Source organism: Variovorax guangxiensis (assembly GCF_003952165.1).
Taxonomy (GTDB): domain Bacteria; phylum Pseudomonadota; class Gammaproteobacteria; order Burkholderiales; family Burkholderiaceae_C; genus Variovorax; species Variovorax guangxiensis.
This window is the reverse complement of the sequence record NZ_RXFT01000001.1, coordinates 643,675-660,927: the sequence shown is the minus strand read 5'-3', so window position 1 is coordinate 660,927 and position 17,253 is coordinate 643,675. Positions and strand designations below refer to the sequence as shown.

Genomic DNA, 17,253 nt, shown 5'->3' with positions numbered 1-17,253 from the left:
CCACTTTAGGAGCCGGGCGCCGAAGCTCAAACAACTGAAAAGTCGATTTCTAACAACCAGCCGTTGTAAAGGATCGATTCAGGCGCGATCAGGCGACGGCTCGTGCAGCTTCGGCCGCACGCACGGCCGGGGCCGTCAGGTCCACGCTCTTTGCACCGTCCACGCCATACGGCACGTCGCCCGCGATGGTCACGCGGCGCACCACGCGGTGCTGGTCGCCGTAGTCGTTGATCGCGTAGTGCTGCGTGGCACGGTTGTCCCAGATGGCGACGTCGCCCTGGGTCCAGCGCCAGCGCACCGTGTTCTCCAGCCGGTGCACATGGCTCTGGAGCACGTTCAGCAGATGGCCGGAATCGTGCGTGGAATGTCCGGCCAGCCGCTTCACGAAGTGGCCGAGCACGAGGCTGCGTTCGCCGGTCTCGGGGTGAACGCGCACAACCGGATGCTCGGCCTCGAGCAGGCGGCGAGTGAAGACATCGCGGTAGCGCTTCGTGCCCTCCTCGTCCAGATCAGCCGGTGAGCGCGTGGCGGCGTAGTCGTAGTCGTTGCCGTGGATGGCGCGCAGCCGGTCGGCCAGCGCCTTCAGATCGTCGGGCAGGCTCTCGTAGGCCGCCACCGTGTTGGCCCAGACCGTGTCGCCGCCATAGGCCGGGATCACCACCGCTCGCAGGATCGACACCTGCGGATAGGCGACCTCGAAGGTCACGTCGGTGTGCCACGAATTGGCGCGGCCGCCGTGGCGCGAGTCGAGCTCGAGCAGCCGCGTGCCGTCCCGGGAAGGCACGGTGGGATGCGGCACCAGTTCGCCCCACAGGCGGCCGAAGGCCTCCTGCTGGGCGTCGTCGAGGTGCTGCTGGCCACGGAAGAAGAGCACCTTGTGCTTCAGAAGTGCGGCCTTGATGGCGCCGAACACCTCGGGCTGGAGCAAGCCCGACAGACGCACTCCGCGCACCTCGGCGCCGATGTGCCCAGCCTGGCGGACGATGTCGAGTTCGTGGTGGTGCGCGGCTTGCGCGGGAATCGTGGAAGAAAGAATGGCGCTCATCGGAGGTCCTTTTTTCGGGGGATCCGGAAGATTCTGCGAGGCGCCTGGTGGGGGTGGAAGGAAGCTGTTTGCAGTTTCTAATGCGCTGTGCGACTAAGAGGGCCGCCGATGGAGGACTGGCAAAAGAAAACCCGCCGTGGCGGGTTTTCGGGGGAAGCCATGCTTCAGTCGATGCGTCAGGGCTTGTCGCGCTGAACTCGCGCCCAATTCAAGCGACGCTCTGCTTCGCTGGCGGAGAGCTGTCCCTCCGCCACCAGCCTCTTGAGCCTTCGCTCGTCTGCGCGGTTCAGTGCGTCTTTCAGGAGGGCCATCTTGCGTGTCCGGCAAGAGCTGCATTCGTAGAAGCTCGTGGACCCCGTGACAATATCCGCCTTTCGGTCGTACTCCGCCGTGCCGATTCGCCCAGTAGGCTCGATGCCCATGGCGAGCACCCGTCCATTCTTGAACGTAACGAGTGCCTCGCCCTCGCATCCCGTGGCGTCCACCACTTGTTCAGGGTCGTAGCCTTTCCACGAAACTCTACGCATGTGCCGCAAGGCATAGCGAACATCCTCCTCCGTCAATACGACGTCGTCGCAGTTCAGGAAGTCCTTGTTCTCCCAGGCGATGTTCCGGTGCGAAGGATCCGTAATCTCCACTTTCTGCACATAAGCAATCGGGTATCGCTTGTCGGCGGCATCCGCTGAAACTCCCGCGGCGAGGAGCAGCGCCGCTGCGGTCATCAAGTTGATGGTCTTTTTCATAGTGTGTTGGTGCGATCAGCCCACTGCAGTGGGCCGTCAGAAAAACCGAGTTGACAGGCCCTCAGGGCTTGTCTCGCTCAGCCTTGCTCCTCTTCAGCCGGACTTCCGCCTCACCGGGAGGAATCCTGCCTTCCGCCTCAAGTCGCTTGAGCCGTCGCTCGTCCGCGCGATGCAGAGCATCTTTTAGAAGCGCCATCTTGCGTTGCCTGCACGGGTCGCATTCGTAGAAGCTCGGTGGACTCGCTGTGGGCTTCATCTTTGCGTCGAATTCCCCGGTACTGATTCGGCCTGTCGGCTCGATGCCCATCGCAAGGATCTTTCCGTTCTTGAACGTGACGAGCGTTTTTCCTTCACACCCTGTGGTATCCGTATTTTCCGGGTCGTAGGATTTCCACGAAATTCTGCGCATGTGCCGCAAGGCGTAGAAAACATCCTCTTCTGTCAGAACAACGTCGTTGCAGTCCAGAAAGTCTTTGTTCTCCCACGCGCTTCGATGCGAAGGGTGCGTGATTTCCACCTTCTGCACATAAGTGACCGGATAGCGCCCGTCGGCAGCGTGTACCGAGAATGCGGTTGCCGCCACGGCTAGCGCAGCGACGGTTATTGAGTTCTTGGTCCTGGTCATGGTCATGGTTTGGGGGTGGACAGAGTCCAGTTCGCGCCTTGCGCCTCCGTCAGATTCTTCCTGCTGACAACGGGATGGCGAAATACCTCATCCGCAGCGATCTGCATCGACCCCTGGAGTGCGTTGACAAGCCACGAGAGGGATTGATTCTGAGCCGCGGTCGGCGTTTCAAATATGCCGTACTTGCCTCGTATCTTGTCGAGTGACCATGTTGCTTCTTCACCGAGCGCTTTGAACCCCGGGGGCAATTTGGCTCTTCCGACCAGTTCGATCCCTATAGCCTCCATATTGCTCGGATATCGATCGGCAGGCGCCTTGAGCATCTCAATGCGATGCATCTCGGCTGCGCTCACCTTCGCAGGGAAATCTCGCGGCTTGCACTTTTGGATAGCCAGGCACCTCGCCTGCAACGGCCCCACATGATTCGTCCGCTGATAAATGGCAGCCGTCTGATAGATCGTCCCATCCTTGTCGATGAGAAAGTGCGCCCCGTTCGCCTTCGGCCGCTTGTAGCTGTTCAACGAAGACGCCGAAGTATCGGCATCCGTCTGATGCACAACAATCCCCGTAGTCGCCCCTGCCCTCTTCCCTCTCTCGATCTGCGGACTTCGGGCATGCCTCACCCGCGCGTGGCTGATCATTCCATGTTCGTCAAGCTCAACGAGCATGCGGTTCCTCCCTGAATATCTTTGATTGGTTAACGACTCTTCACGAGGCGTTTCCATGCATCGAAAAACGACACCGACCGCACCTCGCGGCGCGCATGCTATGGCGATGCCTTCAAAGAAAATTCAGGTCACTGAAAGATCATGATGAATTCAGAAATTCAGCACGATCGATCAATCCACGCTCGGTAAACCGCTGAAAACACAAACCCCACAAACGAAAAAACCGGCGCCAATCGGCGCCGGGTCGTCGCAGATGCCCGAGGGTCCGTCAGAGCTTCGCGATCGAAACCTCGGTGGACTTCACGAGGGCAACCACGTCAGAGCCCACCTTCAGCTGCAGCTCGTCGACCGAGCGCGTGGTGATGACCGAGGTGACGATGCCCCAGGCGGTTTCGACGTCGACTTCGGAGACGACGTCGCCGCGGATGATTTCGCGGACCTTGCCCTTGAACTGGTTGCGGACGTTGATGGCTTGGATGGACATGATGGGTTCTCTTTCAGGTTGATGAGGGAATTCGTTGAGGAAAAGCACGGCGGACTGGCGGCGCTCAGACGATCTCGGCCACGTCGTCGAACGCCAGCCTCGGCCCGCGCTCGAAGGTGCCCGCGTGGTCGGCCACGCCGAGGTTGACGAGGAAGTTCGCGCGATAGCGGCCATCGGGGAAGAAGGCCTTGTCGACCAGGTCGGCGTTGAAGCCCGACTGGGGCCCCGCATCGAGCCCGAGCGCTCGCGCGGCCAGGATCAGGTAGGCGCCCTGCAGGCTGCTGTTGCGGAAGGCCGTGGCCTGCGCGGCCTCGGCGCTCTTCTCGAAGAGCGGCTTGGCGTCGTAGGCCGGGAACTGGCTGGGCAGGTGCTCGTAGAAGCGCGTGTCCTGCGCCACGATCACCGTCACGCCGGCGGCCAGCGTCTGGGCGGTATTGCCCGCCGACACGGCCGGCTTCAGCTTCGCCTTGGCCTCCTCGCTTCGCACGAACACGTAGCGTGCCGGTTGGGCGTTGAAGGCGGTCGGGCCCCACTTGAGGAGGTCGTACAGCTTGTGGATGAGCTCGTCGGTCACGGCCACGGGCTTGAACGCGTGCACAGTGCGGGCCTTGCGGAACAGCTGGTCCAGCGCGGCTTCGGGGATGGCTTGCAGAGTGGTCATTGCTTCAAATGAAATGTTCTTCAGTTCGACGCCGCGGCGAGTGCCTGGTCGAGGTCGGCGATCAGGTCGTCGATGTGCTCGATGCCCACCGACAGGCGCACCGTGTCCTCGGTCACGCCGGCCCTGGCCAGCTCCTCGGGCGAGAGCTGCCGGTGCGTGGTCGATGCGGGGTGCGTGGCCAGCGAGCGCACGTCGCCGATGTTGACCAGGCGCGTGAAGAGCTTCAGCGCGTCGAGGAACTTCGCGCCGCCCTCGCGCCCCGAGCCGATGCCGAAGGTCAGCACGCCGCTCGCCTTGCCGCCGAGGTACTTCTTCGCCAGCGCATGGTCGGGGTGGTCTTCGAGCGCCGCGTAGTTGACCCACTTCACCGCCTTGTGCGTCTTCAGGTGCTGCGCCACGCGCAGCGCGTTGTCGCTGATGCGGTCCACGCGCAGCGCCAGCGTCTCGATGCCCTGCAGGATCAGGAAGGCGTTGAACGGCGAGATGGCCGCGCCCGTGTTGCGCAGCGGCACCACGCGCGCGCGGCCGATATAGGCGGCCGGGCCCAGCGCGTCGGTGTAGACCACGCCGTGGTAGCTCACGTCGGGCTCGTTCAGGCGCTTGAAGCGCTGCTTGTGCTCCGCCCACGGGAACTTGCCCGAGTCGACGATGGCACCGCCGATGCTGGTGCCGTGGCCGCCCAGGTACTTGGTGAGCGAGTGCACCACGATGTCGGCGCCGTGCTCGATGGGCCGGCTCAGGTACGGCGAGGGCACCGTGTTGTCGACGATCAGCGGCACGCCGTTGCGGTGCGCGATCTCGGCGATGGCCGCGATGTCCGTCACGTTGCCCGCCGGGTTGCCCAGCGATTCGACGAACACTGCCTTGGTCCGCTCGTCGAACAGTTTCTCGAAGCTCGACGGATCGCGGTGGTCCGCGAAGCGCGTGGTGATGCCGAACTGCGGCAGCGTGTGGGCGAACAGGTTGTAGGTGCCGCCATACAGCGCGGTGCTGCTGACGATGTTGTCGCCGGCCTCGGCGATGGTCTGGATCGCGTAGGTCACAGCCGCCTGCCCCGAGGCCAGCGCGAGCGCGGCAATGCCGCCTTCGAGCGCCGCCACGCGCTGCTCCAGCACGTCCTGCGTCGGGTTGTTGATGCGGGTGTAGATGTTGCCCGGCACCTTCAGGTCGAACAGGTCGGCGCCGTGCTGGGCGCTGTCGAAGGCGTAGGCCACCGTCTGGTAGATGGGCGGCGCCACGGCGCGGGTGGTCGGATCGGGCGAGTAGCCGGCGTGGACCGACAGGGTTTCGAATTTCCAGTTCTGCGACATGCGGAATACCTTTCGGGGTTGAAGGAAAGAACGGGCTGACGGGTTCATCCAGGAATACCGCGGAACCGGCTCTGCCGGGCCGCTGGTATTGCCCCCGGCGAGGGGGTTGGCGGCCACACGAAGTGGGCAAGCCTGGGGGTGGACATCAAATCGCCCAGCGCAATGCGTGCGCGGGCGTGGCGAGCCAGCTGGCGTCGGTGCTCTCGGCTTCGGTCTCTCCGGACTTCTGCAGCACCCTGTCGAGGATTCGTTTTTCGATCGCGGCGAAGGCCGGGTCGCCCTGCGAGCGCGGACGGGCCAGCGCGATGTTCTCGTCGAGCGCGATGCGCCCGTCCTCGATCAGGATCACGCGGTCGGCCAGCGCAACGGCTTCCTGCACGTCGTGCGTCACCAGCAGCGCGGTGAAGCGGTGGCGCTGCCACAGGTTCTCGATGAGGCGGTGCATCTCGATGCGCGTCAACGCGTCGAGCGCGCCCAGCGGCTCGTCGAGCAGCAGCAGCCGCGGGTGGTGCACCAGCGCGCGCGCCAAGGCCACGCGCTGGCGCTGGCCGCCCGACAGGCGCGCCGGCCATTCGTTCTCGCGATCGGCCAGGCCGACCTGCGCCAGCACTTCCTTGCCGCGCGCCTTGGCGTCGTTCGGCAGCCCCAGCGTCACGTTGTCGAGCACGCGGCGCCACGGCAGGAGGCGCGCCTCCTGGAACATGATGCGCGTGTCGTCGTGCAGGCCGTTCACGGCCTTGCCGTCGGTGTAGAGGCTGCCGGAGCTCGGCTCCTCCAGGCCCGCGACGAGCCGCAGCAGCGTGCTCTTTCCGCAGCCGCTGCGCCCGACGATGGCGATGAACTGGCCCGGCTCGATGGCGAGGCGCGTGTTGCGCAGCACCTCGCGCGCGCCATATCGCTTGTGCAGGTTGCGCGCCTCGAGGCGCACGCCGCCCGCAACGCCTTCGTGCGAACGAGCCAGGGGTTGGATGTCTTTCAGTACGGCACTCATGGTTTGTTCAGGCTCCGGGCTTGAATAGCGCCACGTTCGGCGCGTCGATCGTTCGGTGAAGCAGTCTTTCGGCGAGGACGGCGGCACGAGGAGTGATGGGGGCTGACGACTGCGTCATTCCCTGCCCTCACTTCGCCTTCTTCTGGTAGCCGGGGTGCCAGCGCAGCCACCATTGCTCCAGACCGCGCGCGAACAGGTCGGCCAGCTTGCCGAGCAGCGCGTACAGCAGGATGCCCACCAGCACGATGTCGGTCTGCAGGAACTCGCGGGCGTTCATCGTGAGGTAGCCGATGCCGGCCTGCGCCGAGATCGTCTCGGCCACGATCAAAATCACCCACATCAGGCCCAGCGAGAAGCGCAGCCCCACGAGGATCGACGAAAGCGCGCCCGGCAGGATCACCTCGCGGTACAGCTGCCAGCGCGACAGGCCGTAGGTGCGCCCCATCTCGATGAGTTGCGGATCGACGTTGCGGATGCCGTGGAAGGTGTTCAGGTAGATCGGGAAGAACACCGACACCGAGATGAGAAAGAGCTTGGCCGACTCGTCGATCCCGAACCACAGGATCACCAGCGGAATCAGCGCCAGCGCCGGGATGTTGCGCACCATCTGGATGGTGGAGTCGAGCAGCGTCTCGAAGAACTTCACCGAACCCGTGAGCAGCCCCAGCACCAGCCCCGCGCCGCCGCCGATGGCCAGTCCCGCGAGCGCCCGGCCCGCGCTGACCTTCACGTGCGTCCACAGCTCGCCGGAGACCGTGAGGTTCCACGCTGCCTTCACCACGTCGACCGGCGCCGGCAGCACCCGCGTGCTGAGCCAGCCCAGCGACGAGGCGATCTGCCAGAAGACGATGAGCCCCACCGGCACCAGCCACGGCACCAGCCGCTTCGCGACGCTGGCGGCGAAGGCCTTGAATGCGTTGTTGCCAGCGTTCTCCGCCGGCACCACCGCCGGCAGTTCCTGAACCTGTTCGGTCATGGCAGTCCTTCAACTTTGGGAGACGAGGCGCGAAGGCGCATCGAGATTGGCGACGACTTCGCCGAAAGGGCCGCTCAGCGAGCCACCCGCCAGCCGTGTCTTCGCCTTGCGCGAGAGCAGCGGGAACACCAGCTCGGCGAAGCGGTAGGCCTCTTCGAGATGCGGGTAGCCCGACAGGATGAACTTGTCCAGGCCCAGCGCCGCGTATTCCTCGATGCGCGCCGCAACCGTCTTCGCATCGCCCACCAGCGCCGTGCCGGCACCGCCGCGCACCAGGCCCACGCCGGCCCAGAGGTTCGGCGCGATTTCCAGCTCGGCGCGGGTGCGCTTGGCGCCGCCCGCGTGCAGCGCGGCCATGCGGCGTTGTCCTTCCGAATCCATGCGCGCGAAGGCGGCCTGCGCGCGGATCACGGTCTCGTCGTCCACGCGGCTGATGAGCTCCTCGGCGGCCTTCCAGGCGGCGTCTTCCGTCTCGCGCACGATCACATGCAGGCGGATGCCGAACTCGACCCGCCGGCCCTTGCGCTCGGCGCGCGCCCGCACGTCGGCGATCTTCTTCGCGACCTCGGCGGGCGGCTCGCCCCAGGTGAGGTAGGCATCGACCTGCTCCGCCGCAAGCTCGTGCGCAGCCGCCGAAGAGCCGCCGAACCACACTTGCGGATACGGCTTCTGCACCGGCGGGTAGAGCAGCTTCGCGCCCTTCACGCTCAGGTGCCTGCCCTCGTAGTCGAAGGCCTGCCCGTCGTGGCTGCGCGCGATGATCTCGCGCCAGATGCGGATGAACTCGGCCGACTGCTCGTAGCGCGAGGCATGGTCCAGGTACACGCCGTCGCCTTCGAGCTCGGCCTGGTCGCCGCCCGTCACGAGGTTGACGAGCAGGCGCCCGCCCGAGAGCCTGTCGAAGGTCGCTGCCATGCGGGCCGCGAGGCTGGGCTGGTGCAGCCCCGGACGCACCGCCACCAGGAACTTGAGCTTCTTCGTCGCGCCGATCAGGCTGGAGGCGATGACCCACGGGTCTTCGCAGGAGCGGCCCGTCGGTATCAGCACGCCCTCGTAGCCGAGGTTGTCGGCCGCGCCGGCGATCTGCTGCAGGTAGGCCAGGTCGATCGGGCGCGCGCCCTCGCTGGTGCCGAGGTAGCGGGCGTCGCCGTGCGTGGGGAGGAACCAGAAGATCTGCATCACGCGACTCCCGCGCCGGCCGCTTCGAGCACGTTGATCCTCTTCGGGATCAGCTTCAGCTCGAAGAAGGTGTCGGCGATCTTCTGCTGCTCGGCCAGGATGGCCTTGGTGATGGGCGTGGTGCCGTACGCCGAACGGTTTACCGACAGTTCGGCCACAGGCTTGGGCAGGCCCCAGAGAGCGGCGAGCTCGCCGGCCAGCTCGCCCTTGTTCGAGGCGCCCCATGCGTCCACCTTGTTGAGCTCCTCGATCGCGATGGACAGCACGTCGGCGTTCTTCGCCACGTAGTCCAGCGACGAGAAGTAGTAGGCGCGGTTGCCGACTACGCCCGTGGCGTCGGCCAGCACGCGCGCGTCGAGCGACTTTTCGGCGGCGGCCAGGAACGGGTCCCAGATCACCCAGGCATCGACCGAGCCCTTCTCGAAGGCCGCGCGCGCGTCGGCCGGCGGCAGGTAGACCAGGTTCAGGTCGGCGTAGGAGAGGCCGTGCTTCTCGAACAGCTTGACGATGAAGTAGTGGACGTTCGAGCCCTTGTTGAGCGCGATCTTCTTGCCCTTCAGTTCGGTCACCGTCTTGATGGCCGAGCCCTTGGGCACCAGCACCGCTTCGGACTGCGGACGCTGCACGGTCGCGCCCACGTAGGCCAGCGGCGCGCCGGCGGCCTGCGCGAAGATGGGTGGCGCCTCACCCACGTCGCCGAAGTCGATGGAGCCGACGTTCAGCGCCTCGAGCTGTACGGGACCGGCGGTGAACTCGGTCCACTTCACGCTCACGCCCAGCGGCGCGAGGCGCTTCTCGAGCGTGCCGCGGCCCTTGAGCAGCGTGAGGTAGCCCTTCTGGTGGCCGATGCGGAACTGGCGCGCGGACGACTGCGCCAGCGCGCCGAACGAAGGCAGCGCAATGGCGGCGGCAACGCCCTGCAGCAGGCGGCGGCGGGGGGCGGAGATCAGTGTCATGAGAAGGCTTTCGACTGTGTTGGCCGCGCGCTCAGGCAGCGGCGATGAAGCTCACGATCAGCGCGACGGCGCTGACGACGATCACGCTCGCGGCCAGGTCGCCCAGCGCATGCCACAGGGAGCGCGGGGTCGTGTCGAGCACGGAGTCTTCGGTGGCAACGGGAGTCATGCGTGGGTTCCTTGGTGTTGCGAAACGAAAGGCAAAGGCTGTCCCGCACCGCGCACAGGCGGTGTTCAAAAAGGGAAGCGGGATGACCGGAGGAAGAGTTCCGGAAAAGCCGGGCTCGCGCTGGCGCGCGGCCCGTGCTTTCAGACGCTACATCGCACGCGCGAGAACGGCACCGGCTCGAAGCCGTGCGTCGCCGGCAGCTTCAGGCCCTCGGTGGCCAGTACCTCGACGGCCTCGTTGAGTCGTTCGGCCAGGTCGTTGTGCACCTGGTAGGCGTTCTCGGGCGTCAGCGCGATCTGCGATTCGCTGGCGTAAACGCCCGGAAGGATGTGGCGCGCCGACAGCGACTGCAGCACGGGCCGCAGCGCGTAGTCGAGCGCGAGCATGTGGTGCGGGCTCCCGCCAGTGGCCAGCGGCAGCACCGTCTTGCCCTTGAGCGCGTTCTGCGAAAGCAGGTCGAGAAAAACCTTGAGCAGGCCGCTGTAGGCCGCCTTGTAGACCGGCGTGGCCACCACGATCACGCGGGCCGCCGCCACCTGGGCGATGGCGCGCTCGATGGCCGGATGGTTCCACTCGGCCAGCAGCAGCGCCTGCGCCGGCAGTTCGCGAACGGCGAGCCGCTCGATCCGCGCATGGCGCCGGGCCAGCCGCTCGCCCACCGCATCGAGCAAGGCGGTGGAACGGGACGGGGCCGTCGGGCTACCGGCAATCAGGAGAACGGACACGGAAAACCTCAGTTCGATGAAAAAAAGCGCGAATTCGCGGGGGCCGCCGCGCACGGCCGCCCGAAGCGGCCGGCCCGCCCCCGGCAGGGGGGGTGGGCGAAGCGACACGAAGTGCGCGCAGCCTTGGGGGGTTACTTTTGTTTCGCTGTGTAGATCTGGTCGAAGGAGCCGCCGTCGGCGAAGTGCTCCTTGTCGGCCTTCGCCCAGCCGCCGAAGGCCTGGTCGATGGTCACCAGCGTGAGCTTGGGGAACTGCTTGTCGTACTTGGCCTTGGCCTTCTCGGAGGTCGGGCGGTAGAAGTTGCGGCCCGCGATGTCCTGGCCTTCGTCGGAGTACAGGTACTTCAGGTACTCCTCGGCGACGGCGCGCGTGCCCTTCTTGTCGACGACCTTGTCGACCACCGACACGCTGGGCTCGGCCAGGATGGAGATCGACGGCACGACGATCTCGAACTTCTCGGGGCCGAATTCCTTCAGCGCCAGGAAGGCTTCGTTCTCCCAGGCCAGCAGCACGTCGCCCACGCCGCGCTGCACGAAGGTGATGGTCGCGCCGCGCGCGCCGGTGTCGAGCACGGGCACGTTCTTGAACAGGTTGCCGATGTATTCCTTGGCCTTCGCGTCGCCGCCGTACTTGCGCTTGGCGAACTCCCACGCAGCCAGGTAGTTCCAGCGGGCGCCGCCCGAGGTCTTGGGGTTCGGGGTGATCACCTGCACGCCGGGCTTGACCAGGTCGTCCCAGTCCTTCAGGCCCTTGAGGTTGCCCTTCTTCACCAGGAACACGATGGTCGAGGTGTAGGGCGCGGAGTTGTGCGGCAGGCGCTTCTGCCAGTCGGCCTTGACCAGGCCGCCGTGCGAAACCAGCGCGTCGATGTCGCCGCCGAGCGCCAGCGTGGCCACGTCGGCATCGATGCCGTCGATGATCGAGCGGGCCTGCTTGCCCGAGCCGCCGTGCGACTGCTTGACCGTCACGTCCTGGCCGGTCTTGGCCTTCCAGTACTTGGCGAAGGCCTGGTTGTAGTCCACGTAGAGCTCGCGTGTCGGGTCGTACGACACGTTCAGCAGCGTCACGGGGCCCTTGGCCGCCGCGGCGCCCTGCGCGAACGTCGGCAACGCCGACAGGGCCATGGCACCGGCCACGCCGGCACCCAGGGAAAGCTTGATAAAGTCGCGGCGAAGGCTCATGGTGTCTTGCTCTGAAAAGGCATATCGATGAAGCTGCGTATTCTCAATACGACATATAGAAACTGGAACGACCAAGTTTTCAGTTCTAAATAGCCAAATCAACTAAGCAGCCCTTTCCCGCTTTTTCCCCGTATCCCCACTTTTCCCGTTCAAAAGGCAACAGAAATGGCACGCATGGTTCAGTGCATCAAGCTCGGCAAAGAAGCCGAAGGTCTCGACTTCCCGCCCTACCCCGGCGAGTTGGGCAAGCGGATCTGGGAAAGCGTCAGCAAGGAAGCCTGGGCTGCCTGGCTGAAGCAGCAGACCATGCTGGTCAACGAAAACCGCCTGAACCTTGCCGATCTGCGCGCCCGCCAGTACCTGGCGCGGCAGATGGAAAAGCACTTCTTCGGCGAAGGCGCCGACGTGGCCCAGGGCTACGTTCCCCCATCGGCCCCCTGACGGTCACTCCCGCGATTGCCGCCCACCTCTTCTTCGGGAAACACCGCAGAACCGGCTTCGTCGGGCTGCAGGTGTTGCCCCCTCGAAGGGGGTGGGCGAAGCGACACGAAGTGCGCGAAGCCTGGGGGTGAGCCTGTTACCTGGCGCGCCGACGGCGTTCCCCGGAGCGAACGCTTCGACGACATCTATCACACCGAAACCGGCGCACTGGCTCAGTCGCGCCATGTCTTCCTCGGCGGCTGCGGCCTGCCCGAGGCCTGGGGCGGACAGCCCCAATGGCGGATTCTCGAAACCGGCTTCGGCCTGGGCCTCAATTTCCTGACAACCTGGCAGGCGTGGCGCGCCGATCCGGCACGGCCTCGGCTGCTGCACTTCGTCTCGGTCGAGGCCCATCCGGTCTCGGCCGGCGATCTGGTGCGCGCGGCCGGGGCGTACCCCGAACTCGCACCCCTTGCTGGTGAACTGGCCGCGCAGTGGAACGGCCTGTTGCCCGGCTTCCATCGGCTGGCCTTCGACGAGGGCCGCGTGCTGCTCACCCTGTGCGTCGGCGACGTGCAGCCGATGCTGCGCGCACAGCGCTTCGAGGCCGACAGCATCTTCCTGGACGGCTTCAGCCCGCAGCAGAACCCGGAAATGTGGTCCGCAGACACGCTCAAGGCCGTGTCGCGCTTCGCCCGCCAGGGCACACGCATCGCCACCTGGACCATCGCCCGGGCGATCCGCGATGCGCTCGCGCAGCAAGGCTTCGCCGTCGAGAAGCGACCCGGCCTGCCGCCCAAGCGCGACTGCCTGCGCGGCACCTTCGCCCCCGCCTGGACCGTGCGCCGCCGCGAACCCGCGCCGGAGCGCGTCGAGGCGCCGGGCCGCTGTGCCGTCATCGGGGCTGGCCTCGCGGGCGCGGCCGTGGCGGCCAGCCTTGCGCGGCGCGGCTGGCAGGTGACGGTGCTCGACGCGGCCGACTGGCCCGCCTCCGGCGCCTCGGGGCTGCCGGTGGGCATGCTCGCGCCGCATGTATCGCCCGACGACGCCCTGCTCTCGCGGCTCACACGTGCCGGCATCCGTGCGACCTGGATCGAACTGACACGGCTGCTCGAAGAAGGCCGGGACTGGCGCGCCAGCGGCGTGCTGGAGCGCCGGCCCGATGGCGATGTCCGCGTGCCCGCCGGCTGGAGCAGCCAGGGGCCGAACGAATCGTGGCCCGCCAGTGCTGATCAGCTGGCAGCGGCAGGCTTGCCCGCAGGTGTTCCCGCGATCTGGCATGCCCGCGCAGCCTGGGTGAAGCCGCAACGTTTGATCGCCGCCTGGCTGCGCCAGCCGGGCGTCGAGTTCCGTGGCGGTTGCCGGGTGGCGCGGCTGGAGCGCCGTGAAGGCGGCTGGCAGCTGTTCGACGCGGCGGGCGAGCTGCTGACCGAAGCAGATCGCGTCGTCATCTGCGCCGGCTTCGAATCGGGCCGCTTCGCTCCCGCACTCCCCCTGCAGCCAGTACGCGGACAGGTCGCCTGGGGCCCGGTGCCCGACGACAGCGCTCTGCTGCCCGCCACGCCAGTCAATGGCGACGGCCATCTGATCGCCCACGTCCCCGGCGACCACGGCGAGGCCCCGATGTGGCTCGCTGGCGCCACCTTCGATCGCGACAGCACCAGCCTCGAGCCAGCCGAGGCGGACAGCGCCGCGAACCGCGAGCGCCTCGCGCGCCTGCACCCGGCCGCCGCCGGGGCGCTGATCGATGGCGAGAGCCACACATGGGTCGGCGTTCGATGCGCTTCCGGCGACCGGCGTCCCCTTGCAGGCCCTGTCGATGCCGGCCTCTGGGCCTGCACAGCCCTGGGTTCGCGCGGCCTGAGCTTCGCGGCCCTGTGCGCCGAACTGCTAGCCGCGCAATGGCACGCCGAGCCACTGCCCCTGCCGGCCACGCTGGCCAAGGCGCTCGGCACGCAGCGGCTCTGAATCAGCCCGCCGCGCTCGACGCGCGGTACGCCATCAACAGCGCCATGCAGATCACCAGCACCAGGAAGTATTTGCGCAGCGCCCGCTCGCTCAGCCGCGTTGCGAGCCGCGCCCCTGCGGCCGTGCCGATCCACAGCCCCAGCACGACGCACCCCAGCAAGACCCAGGGCAGCCCGTTCGCCACGCTCGCGTAGACGAACACCGCCGGCAGCGCGAGCGGCAAGGCATTCACCGCCAGGCTTACGGCCTGCGCCCGATGCTGCGAGTAGTGAAGCGCCACCGCCAGCAGCGCGGTCATGGCCAACCCGCCGCCGATGCCGAGCAGGCCCGACGATGCGCCCGCGACAACGCCCACCGCCGCCAGAGCCACGGCCGTGCCGCGCGGCTCCAGCGCCAGTTCCACGACGCCATCGGCCCTCGCGGGCGACTTCAGCACGACCAGCGTCGCCAGCACAAGCAGGTAGCCGACGAACATCCAGCGCAGCGCCGCATCGGCCACGCGATGCGCCCCTTGCGCGCCCAGCCAGGCGCCGGCCAGGAAGCCGAGCGAAATCCAGGTCACCGTGCGCCACGACGCGCCGTGCCCCGAGACCCGGTAGCGCAGAAAGCCCGCAAGGCTGGTCGGCACCAGTTGCGCCGCGAGCGACACGGCCTGCGCCTCGTGCTGGCCCAGCCCGGGCATCAATGCCAGCGCGGGCACCAGCGCCCCGCCGGGGCTCACACCCAGCAGGCCGCCCATGGCGCCCGAGAAGACGCCGATCGCCAGCCCGCCGAGCACCTGGACGAGGCCAAACGCTTCAGGCACCGCTTGCCTACCCGGCGCTCTGCACCGAGGGCGCCAGCATATGGTCGATGCGGCTGTCCCCGTAGGTGCGCAGCACCTCGGAAATCACCACTTTGTAGCCGTCGAGCCAGTTCGCCTGCGCGGCCTTCGCCTGCTTGTGGACGGGGTGGCCGATCAGCGCCTGCAGGCTGTCGAGCGAATCCCAGTAGTAGACGTTCGACACGAGCCCGTTGCCCGGGTTTTCCCACGTCTCCTCGCCCAGGTAGCCGGGCAGCGACCTGGCGGCTGCGGCGATGGTCTGGTCGAGGCGGTGGAACTCGTCGTCGAACTGCTTCTTGGCGAAGATGAAGGTGGCGCAGTACATGGCGGGCCGGAATCTCCTGGGTGGCGCAACGGATGTGCGAGCCGGACGGTCGAATGGACGGGCGCCGATTCTGCGGCATCGACGCCCGTGCGTTCCACACTTTTGCCGCGCGAAGGCACGAGAATGCGGCGCATGGCCATCCAGTACGACATCAGGCACACCACCGTCTACCGCTACAGCAAGCCGGTCAGCTTCGGCCTGCACCGGGTGATGTTCCGCCCGCGCGACAGCCACGACCTGCGCGTGCTGGCCACCGACCTGCAGGTGAGCCCGGAGGCGAACACGCGCCTCATCCAGGACCCGTACTCCAACTCCGTCGCGCTGGTGCAGCCGCTGGGCGAAGCCACCGAGCTGCGCATCGTGTGCTCCTTCACCATCGAGCACGTGCCGCCGTCGCAGCGCGACCTGTTCACGCTCGATCCGTCCGCGGAATTCCTGCCCTTCGCCTACTCGGTGCAGGAGCGGCTCGACCTGGAGCACTACCTGCGCCCGCACCACGACGACGACGAGCAAGGTACGCTGATCCGCTGGGCCCACCAGTTCCTGCAGGCCGACAAGCCCAACAGCACGCGCGAGGTGCTCACGCGCATGAACGCGCACATCGGCCGGAGCTTCGAATACAAGGCGCGCGACGAGGAAGGCACGCAGACGCCGCTGGAAACGCTGGCGCTGGGCAGCGGCAGCTGCCGCGACTATGCGCTGCTGATGATGGAAGCCACGCGCCGCCTGGGTATCGCCACCCGCTTCGTCTCTGGCTACCTCTACGACGCGGCACTCGACACCGCCGCGCGGGCGCAGGGCGAGCCCGACTCGATGACCGGCGCCGGCACCACGCACGCCTGGCTGCAGGCCTACCTGCCGGGCGTGGGCTGGCTCGCCTTCGACCCCACCAACAACCTCATGGGCAGCGGCCAGCTGATCCGTGTCGGCGTGGCACGCGACCCTTCGCTGGCGGCGCCGATCTCGGGCAGCTGGTTCGGCGACCCCGAGGCCTACGAGGGGCTCGAGGCCACGGTGGTCGTCACGCGCCGCGAAGGCTGAGCGCCGCGGCAGCGGTGCTCAACCGCGCGCCGCCAGCTTCGCTTCAAGTTCGGCGATGCGCGCCCTCGCCTCGTCGCCTTCCGGAATCGGCCGGCCGCTGTCGCGCCACTGAACCGCGCTCTTGAAGCCTTCGGCCTCCGCCTGGCGCCTGAACCACATGCCCTCGGGGTTGTGGCGCGTGATGCCGTCGAACACGGTGGCGAACATCTGGCTCTGCTCCAGCCCCATCGAATGCCAGACTTGGTTGACGACCAGCTTGTGCATCATGAGATGCGAGCTCGGCACGCCCGCGATGCGCTGCGCGAGCTGCATCGTGGCCTCCTCGAGCCGCTCGGCCGGCACCGAGAGATTGGCCAGCCCCCATTCGGCTGCCTGCGTGCCGGTGATGGTGTCGCCGGTGAACATGAGCTGCTTGGCGCGCATGGCGCCGAGGCGGTAGGTCCACATCGCGGTGGTCGGGCAGCCCCACACGCGCGTGGGCATGTAGCCGATGCGCGCATCGTCGGCCATGGTCAGCAGGTCGCAGCACAGCGCGATGTCGCTGCCGCCGGCCACCGCGTAGCCGTGCACCTTGGCGATGGTGGGCTTGCGGCTGCGCCACAGGGCCATGAAGTCGTCGGTGTTGCGCTTCATGGCGGCGTAGTCGAGCATCGGGTCCCAGGGCGTCTTCTCCTGCCGGCAGGGGTGGTCGCCCTGCTCACCTTCGCCCTGTCGGCCATGGCCTTCGGCGTAGTCGCCGAGGTCGTAGCCGGCGCAGAAGGCACGGCCCGCGCCCTCGACCACGATCACGTGCACCTCGTCGTCGGCCTCGGCCCATTCGACCGCGCGGCGTATCTCGGCGGGCGTGGTCTCGCCGATGGCGTTGAGCTTGTCGGGCCGGTTGAGCACGAGGCGCGCGATGCGCGGGTGCCGCGGATCCTTGTCGATCAGGACGGTTTCGAAGGCTGGCATGGCGGGCTGTCT

Annotated in this window: 20 protein-coding genes; 3 read left to right on the top strand and 17 right to left on the bottom strand. The window is 67.0% G+C overall.

What is annotated here, in order from left to right:
• Nucleotides 1-88: 88 nt before the first annotated feature.
• The 14 genes from EJP67_RS03240 to EJP67_RS03180 all read right to left on the bottom strand — a co-directional run bounded on the left by EJP67_RS03240 (nucleotide 89) and on the right by EJP67_RS03180 (nucleotide 11,713).
• Entirely contained in the window at nucleotides 89-1,045 is a 957-nt protein-coding gene (locus tag EJP67_RS03240; protein ID WP_126019360.1) for a TauD/TfdA dioxygenase family protein, read from the bottom strand.
• A gap of 176 nt (nucleotides 1,046-1,221) precedes the next feature.
• Entirely contained in the window at nucleotides 1,222-1,788 is a 567-nt protein-coding gene (locus tag EJP67_RS03235; protein ID WP_126019358.1) for a hypothetical protein, read from the bottom strand.
• A gap of 61 nt (nucleotides 1,789-1,849) precedes the next feature.
• Entirely contained in the window at nucleotides 1,850-2,413 is a 564-nt protein-coding gene (locus tag EJP67_RS03230) for a hypothetical protein (protein ID WP_126019356.1), read from the bottom strand.
• A 2-nt stretch (nucleotides 2,414-2,415) separates the two neighbouring features.
• Nucleotides 2,416-3,081, bottom strand: coding sequence for a peptidoglycan recognition protein family protein (locus tag EJP67_RS03225; protein WP_126019354.1), 666 nt, complete (start codon nucleotides 3,079-3,081; stop codon nucleotides 2,416-2,418).
• A 268-nt stretch (nucleotides 3,082-3,349) separates the two neighbouring features.
• A complete protein-coding gene (locus EJP67_RS03220; protein ID WP_007829250.1) occupies nucleotides 3,350-3,565 on the bottom strand; it encodes a TOBE domain-containing protein in 216 nt (71 codons plus the stop codon).
• Between the two features lie 64 nt (nucleotides 3,566-3,629).
• Complete coding sequence (locus EJP67_RS03215) at nucleotides 3,630-4,226, bottom strand: malonic semialdehyde reductase (protein WP_126019351.1); 597 nt, start codon at nucleotides 4,224-4,226, stop codon at nucleotides 3,630-3,632.
• A 20-nt stretch (nucleotides 4,227-4,246) separates the two neighbouring features.
• A complete protein-coding gene (locus EJP67_RS03210) occupies nucleotides 4,247-5,536 on the bottom strand; it encodes an O-acetylhomoserine aminocarboxypropyltransferase/cysteine synthase family protein (protein WP_126019350.1) in 1,290 nt (429 codons plus the stop codon).
• A 145-nt stretch (nucleotides 5,537-5,681) separates the two neighbouring features.
• A complete protein-coding gene (locus EJP67_RS03205; RefSeq protein WP_126019348.1) occupies nucleotides 5,682-6,527 on the bottom strand; it encodes an ATP-binding cassette domain-containing protein in 846 nt (281 codons plus the stop codon).
• Between the two features lie 127 nt (nucleotides 6,528-6,654).
• On the bottom strand, nucleotides 6,655-7,503 hold the full coding sequence (gene ssuC / locus EJP67_RS03200; protein ID WP_126019346.1) for an aliphatic sulfonate ABC transporter permease SsuC: 849 nt from the start codon (nucleotides 7,501-7,503) through the stop codon (nucleotides 6,655-6,657).
• Between the two features lie 9 nt (nucleotides 7,504-7,512).
• Entirely contained in the window at nucleotides 7,513-8,682 is a 1,170-nt protein-coding gene (gene ssuD, locus EJP67_RS03195; RefSeq protein ID WP_126019342.1) for an FMNH2-dependent alkanesulfonate monooxygenase, read from the bottom strand.
• Nucleotides 8,682-9,638 (bottom strand): sulfonate ABC transporter substrate-binding protein, encoded by a 957-nt coding sequence (locus EJP67_RS03190; RefSeq protein ID WP_126019340.1) that lies wholly within the window; start codon nucleotides 9,636-9,638, stop codon nucleotides 8,682-8,684. The genes ssuD and EJP67_RS03190 overlap by 1 nt, the downstream gene beginning before the upstream one ends.
• Nucleotides 9,639-9,669: 31 nt before the next feature.
• Complete coding sequence (locus EJP67_RS33530) at nucleotides 9,670-9,807, bottom strand: hypothetical protein (protein ID WP_165909539.1); 138 nt, start codon at nucleotides 9,805-9,807, stop codon at nucleotides 9,670-9,672.
• 140 nt (nucleotides 9,808-9,947) lie between these two features.
• A complete protein-coding gene (ssuE, locus tag EJP67_RS03185; protein WP_126019337.1) occupies nucleotides 9,948-10,532 on the bottom strand; it encodes an NADPH-dependent FMN reductase in 585 nt (194 codons plus the stop codon).
• A gap of 131 nt (nucleotides 10,533-10,663) precedes the next feature.
• On the bottom strand, nucleotides 10,664-11,713 hold the full coding sequence (locus EJP67_RS03180) for a sulfate ABC transporter substrate-binding protein (protein WP_126019334.1): 1,050 nt from the start codon (nucleotides 11,711-11,713) through the stop codon (nucleotides 10,664-10,666).
• A 165-nt stretch (nucleotides 11,714-11,878) separates the two neighbouring features.
• Between EJP67_RS03180 and EJP67_RS03175 the strand changes: the two genes are divergently transcribed.
• Together EJP67_RS03175 and mnmC are read left to right on the top strand one after the other, a co-directional pair.
• A complete protein-coding gene (locus EJP67_RS03175; protein ID WP_126019332.1) occupies nucleotides 11,879-12,154 on the top strand; it encodes an oxidative damage protection protein in 276 nt (91 codons plus the stop codon).
• A gap of 15 nt (nucleotides 12,155-12,169) precedes the next feature.
• Complete coding sequence (mnmC, locus tag EJP67_RS03170) at nucleotides 12,170-14,101, top strand: bifunctional tRNA (5-methylaminomethyl-2-thiouridine)(34)-methyltransferase MnmC2/FAD-dependent 5-carboxymethylaminomethyl-2-thiouridine(34) oxidoreductase MnmC1 (RefSeq protein WP_126019329.1); 1,932 nt, start codon at nucleotides 12,170-12,172, stop codon at nucleotides 14,099-14,101.
• A 1-nt stretch (nucleotide 14,102) separates the two neighbouring features.
• Here the strand turns inward: mnmC and EJP67_RS03165 are convergent, their stop codons facing one another.
• Both EJP67_RS03165 and EJP67_RS03160 read right to left on the bottom strand, forming a co-directional pair.
• Nucleotides 14,103-14,906 (bottom strand): sulfite exporter TauE/SafE family protein, encoded by an 804-nt coding sequence (locus EJP67_RS03165; RefSeq protein ID WP_126019327.1) that lies wholly within the window; start codon nucleotides 14,904-14,906, stop codon nucleotides 14,103-14,105.
• A gap of 7 nt (nucleotides 14,907-14,913) precedes the next feature.
• A complete protein-coding gene (locus EJP67_RS03160; RefSeq protein ID WP_126019324.1) occupies nucleotides 14,914-15,249 on the bottom strand; it encodes an antibiotic biosynthesis monooxygenase family protein in 336 nt (111 codons plus the stop codon).
• A 132-nt stretch (nucleotides 15,250-15,381) separates the two neighbouring features.
• On the opposite strand from EJP67_RS03160, the gene EJP67_RS03155 reads away from it, so the two are divergent.
• The gene (locus EJP67_RS03155; RefSeq protein ID WP_240650475.1) at nucleotides 15,382-16,290 is read left to right on the top strand and encodes a transglutaminase family protein; all 909 of its coding nucleotides are present in this window, start codon (nucleotides 15,382-15,384) and stop codon (nucleotides 16,288-16,290) included.
• Nucleotides 16,291-16,308: 18 nt separating this feature from the next.
• Here EJP67_RS03155 and EJP67_RS03150 read toward each other — a convergent pair whose 3' ends face one another.
• Entirely contained in the window at nucleotides 16,309-17,241 is a 933-nt protein-coding gene (locus EJP67_RS03150; protein ID WP_126019322.1) for a crotonase/enoyl-CoA hydratase family protein, read from the bottom strand.
• Nucleotides 17,242-17,253 lie beyond the last annotated feature (12 nt).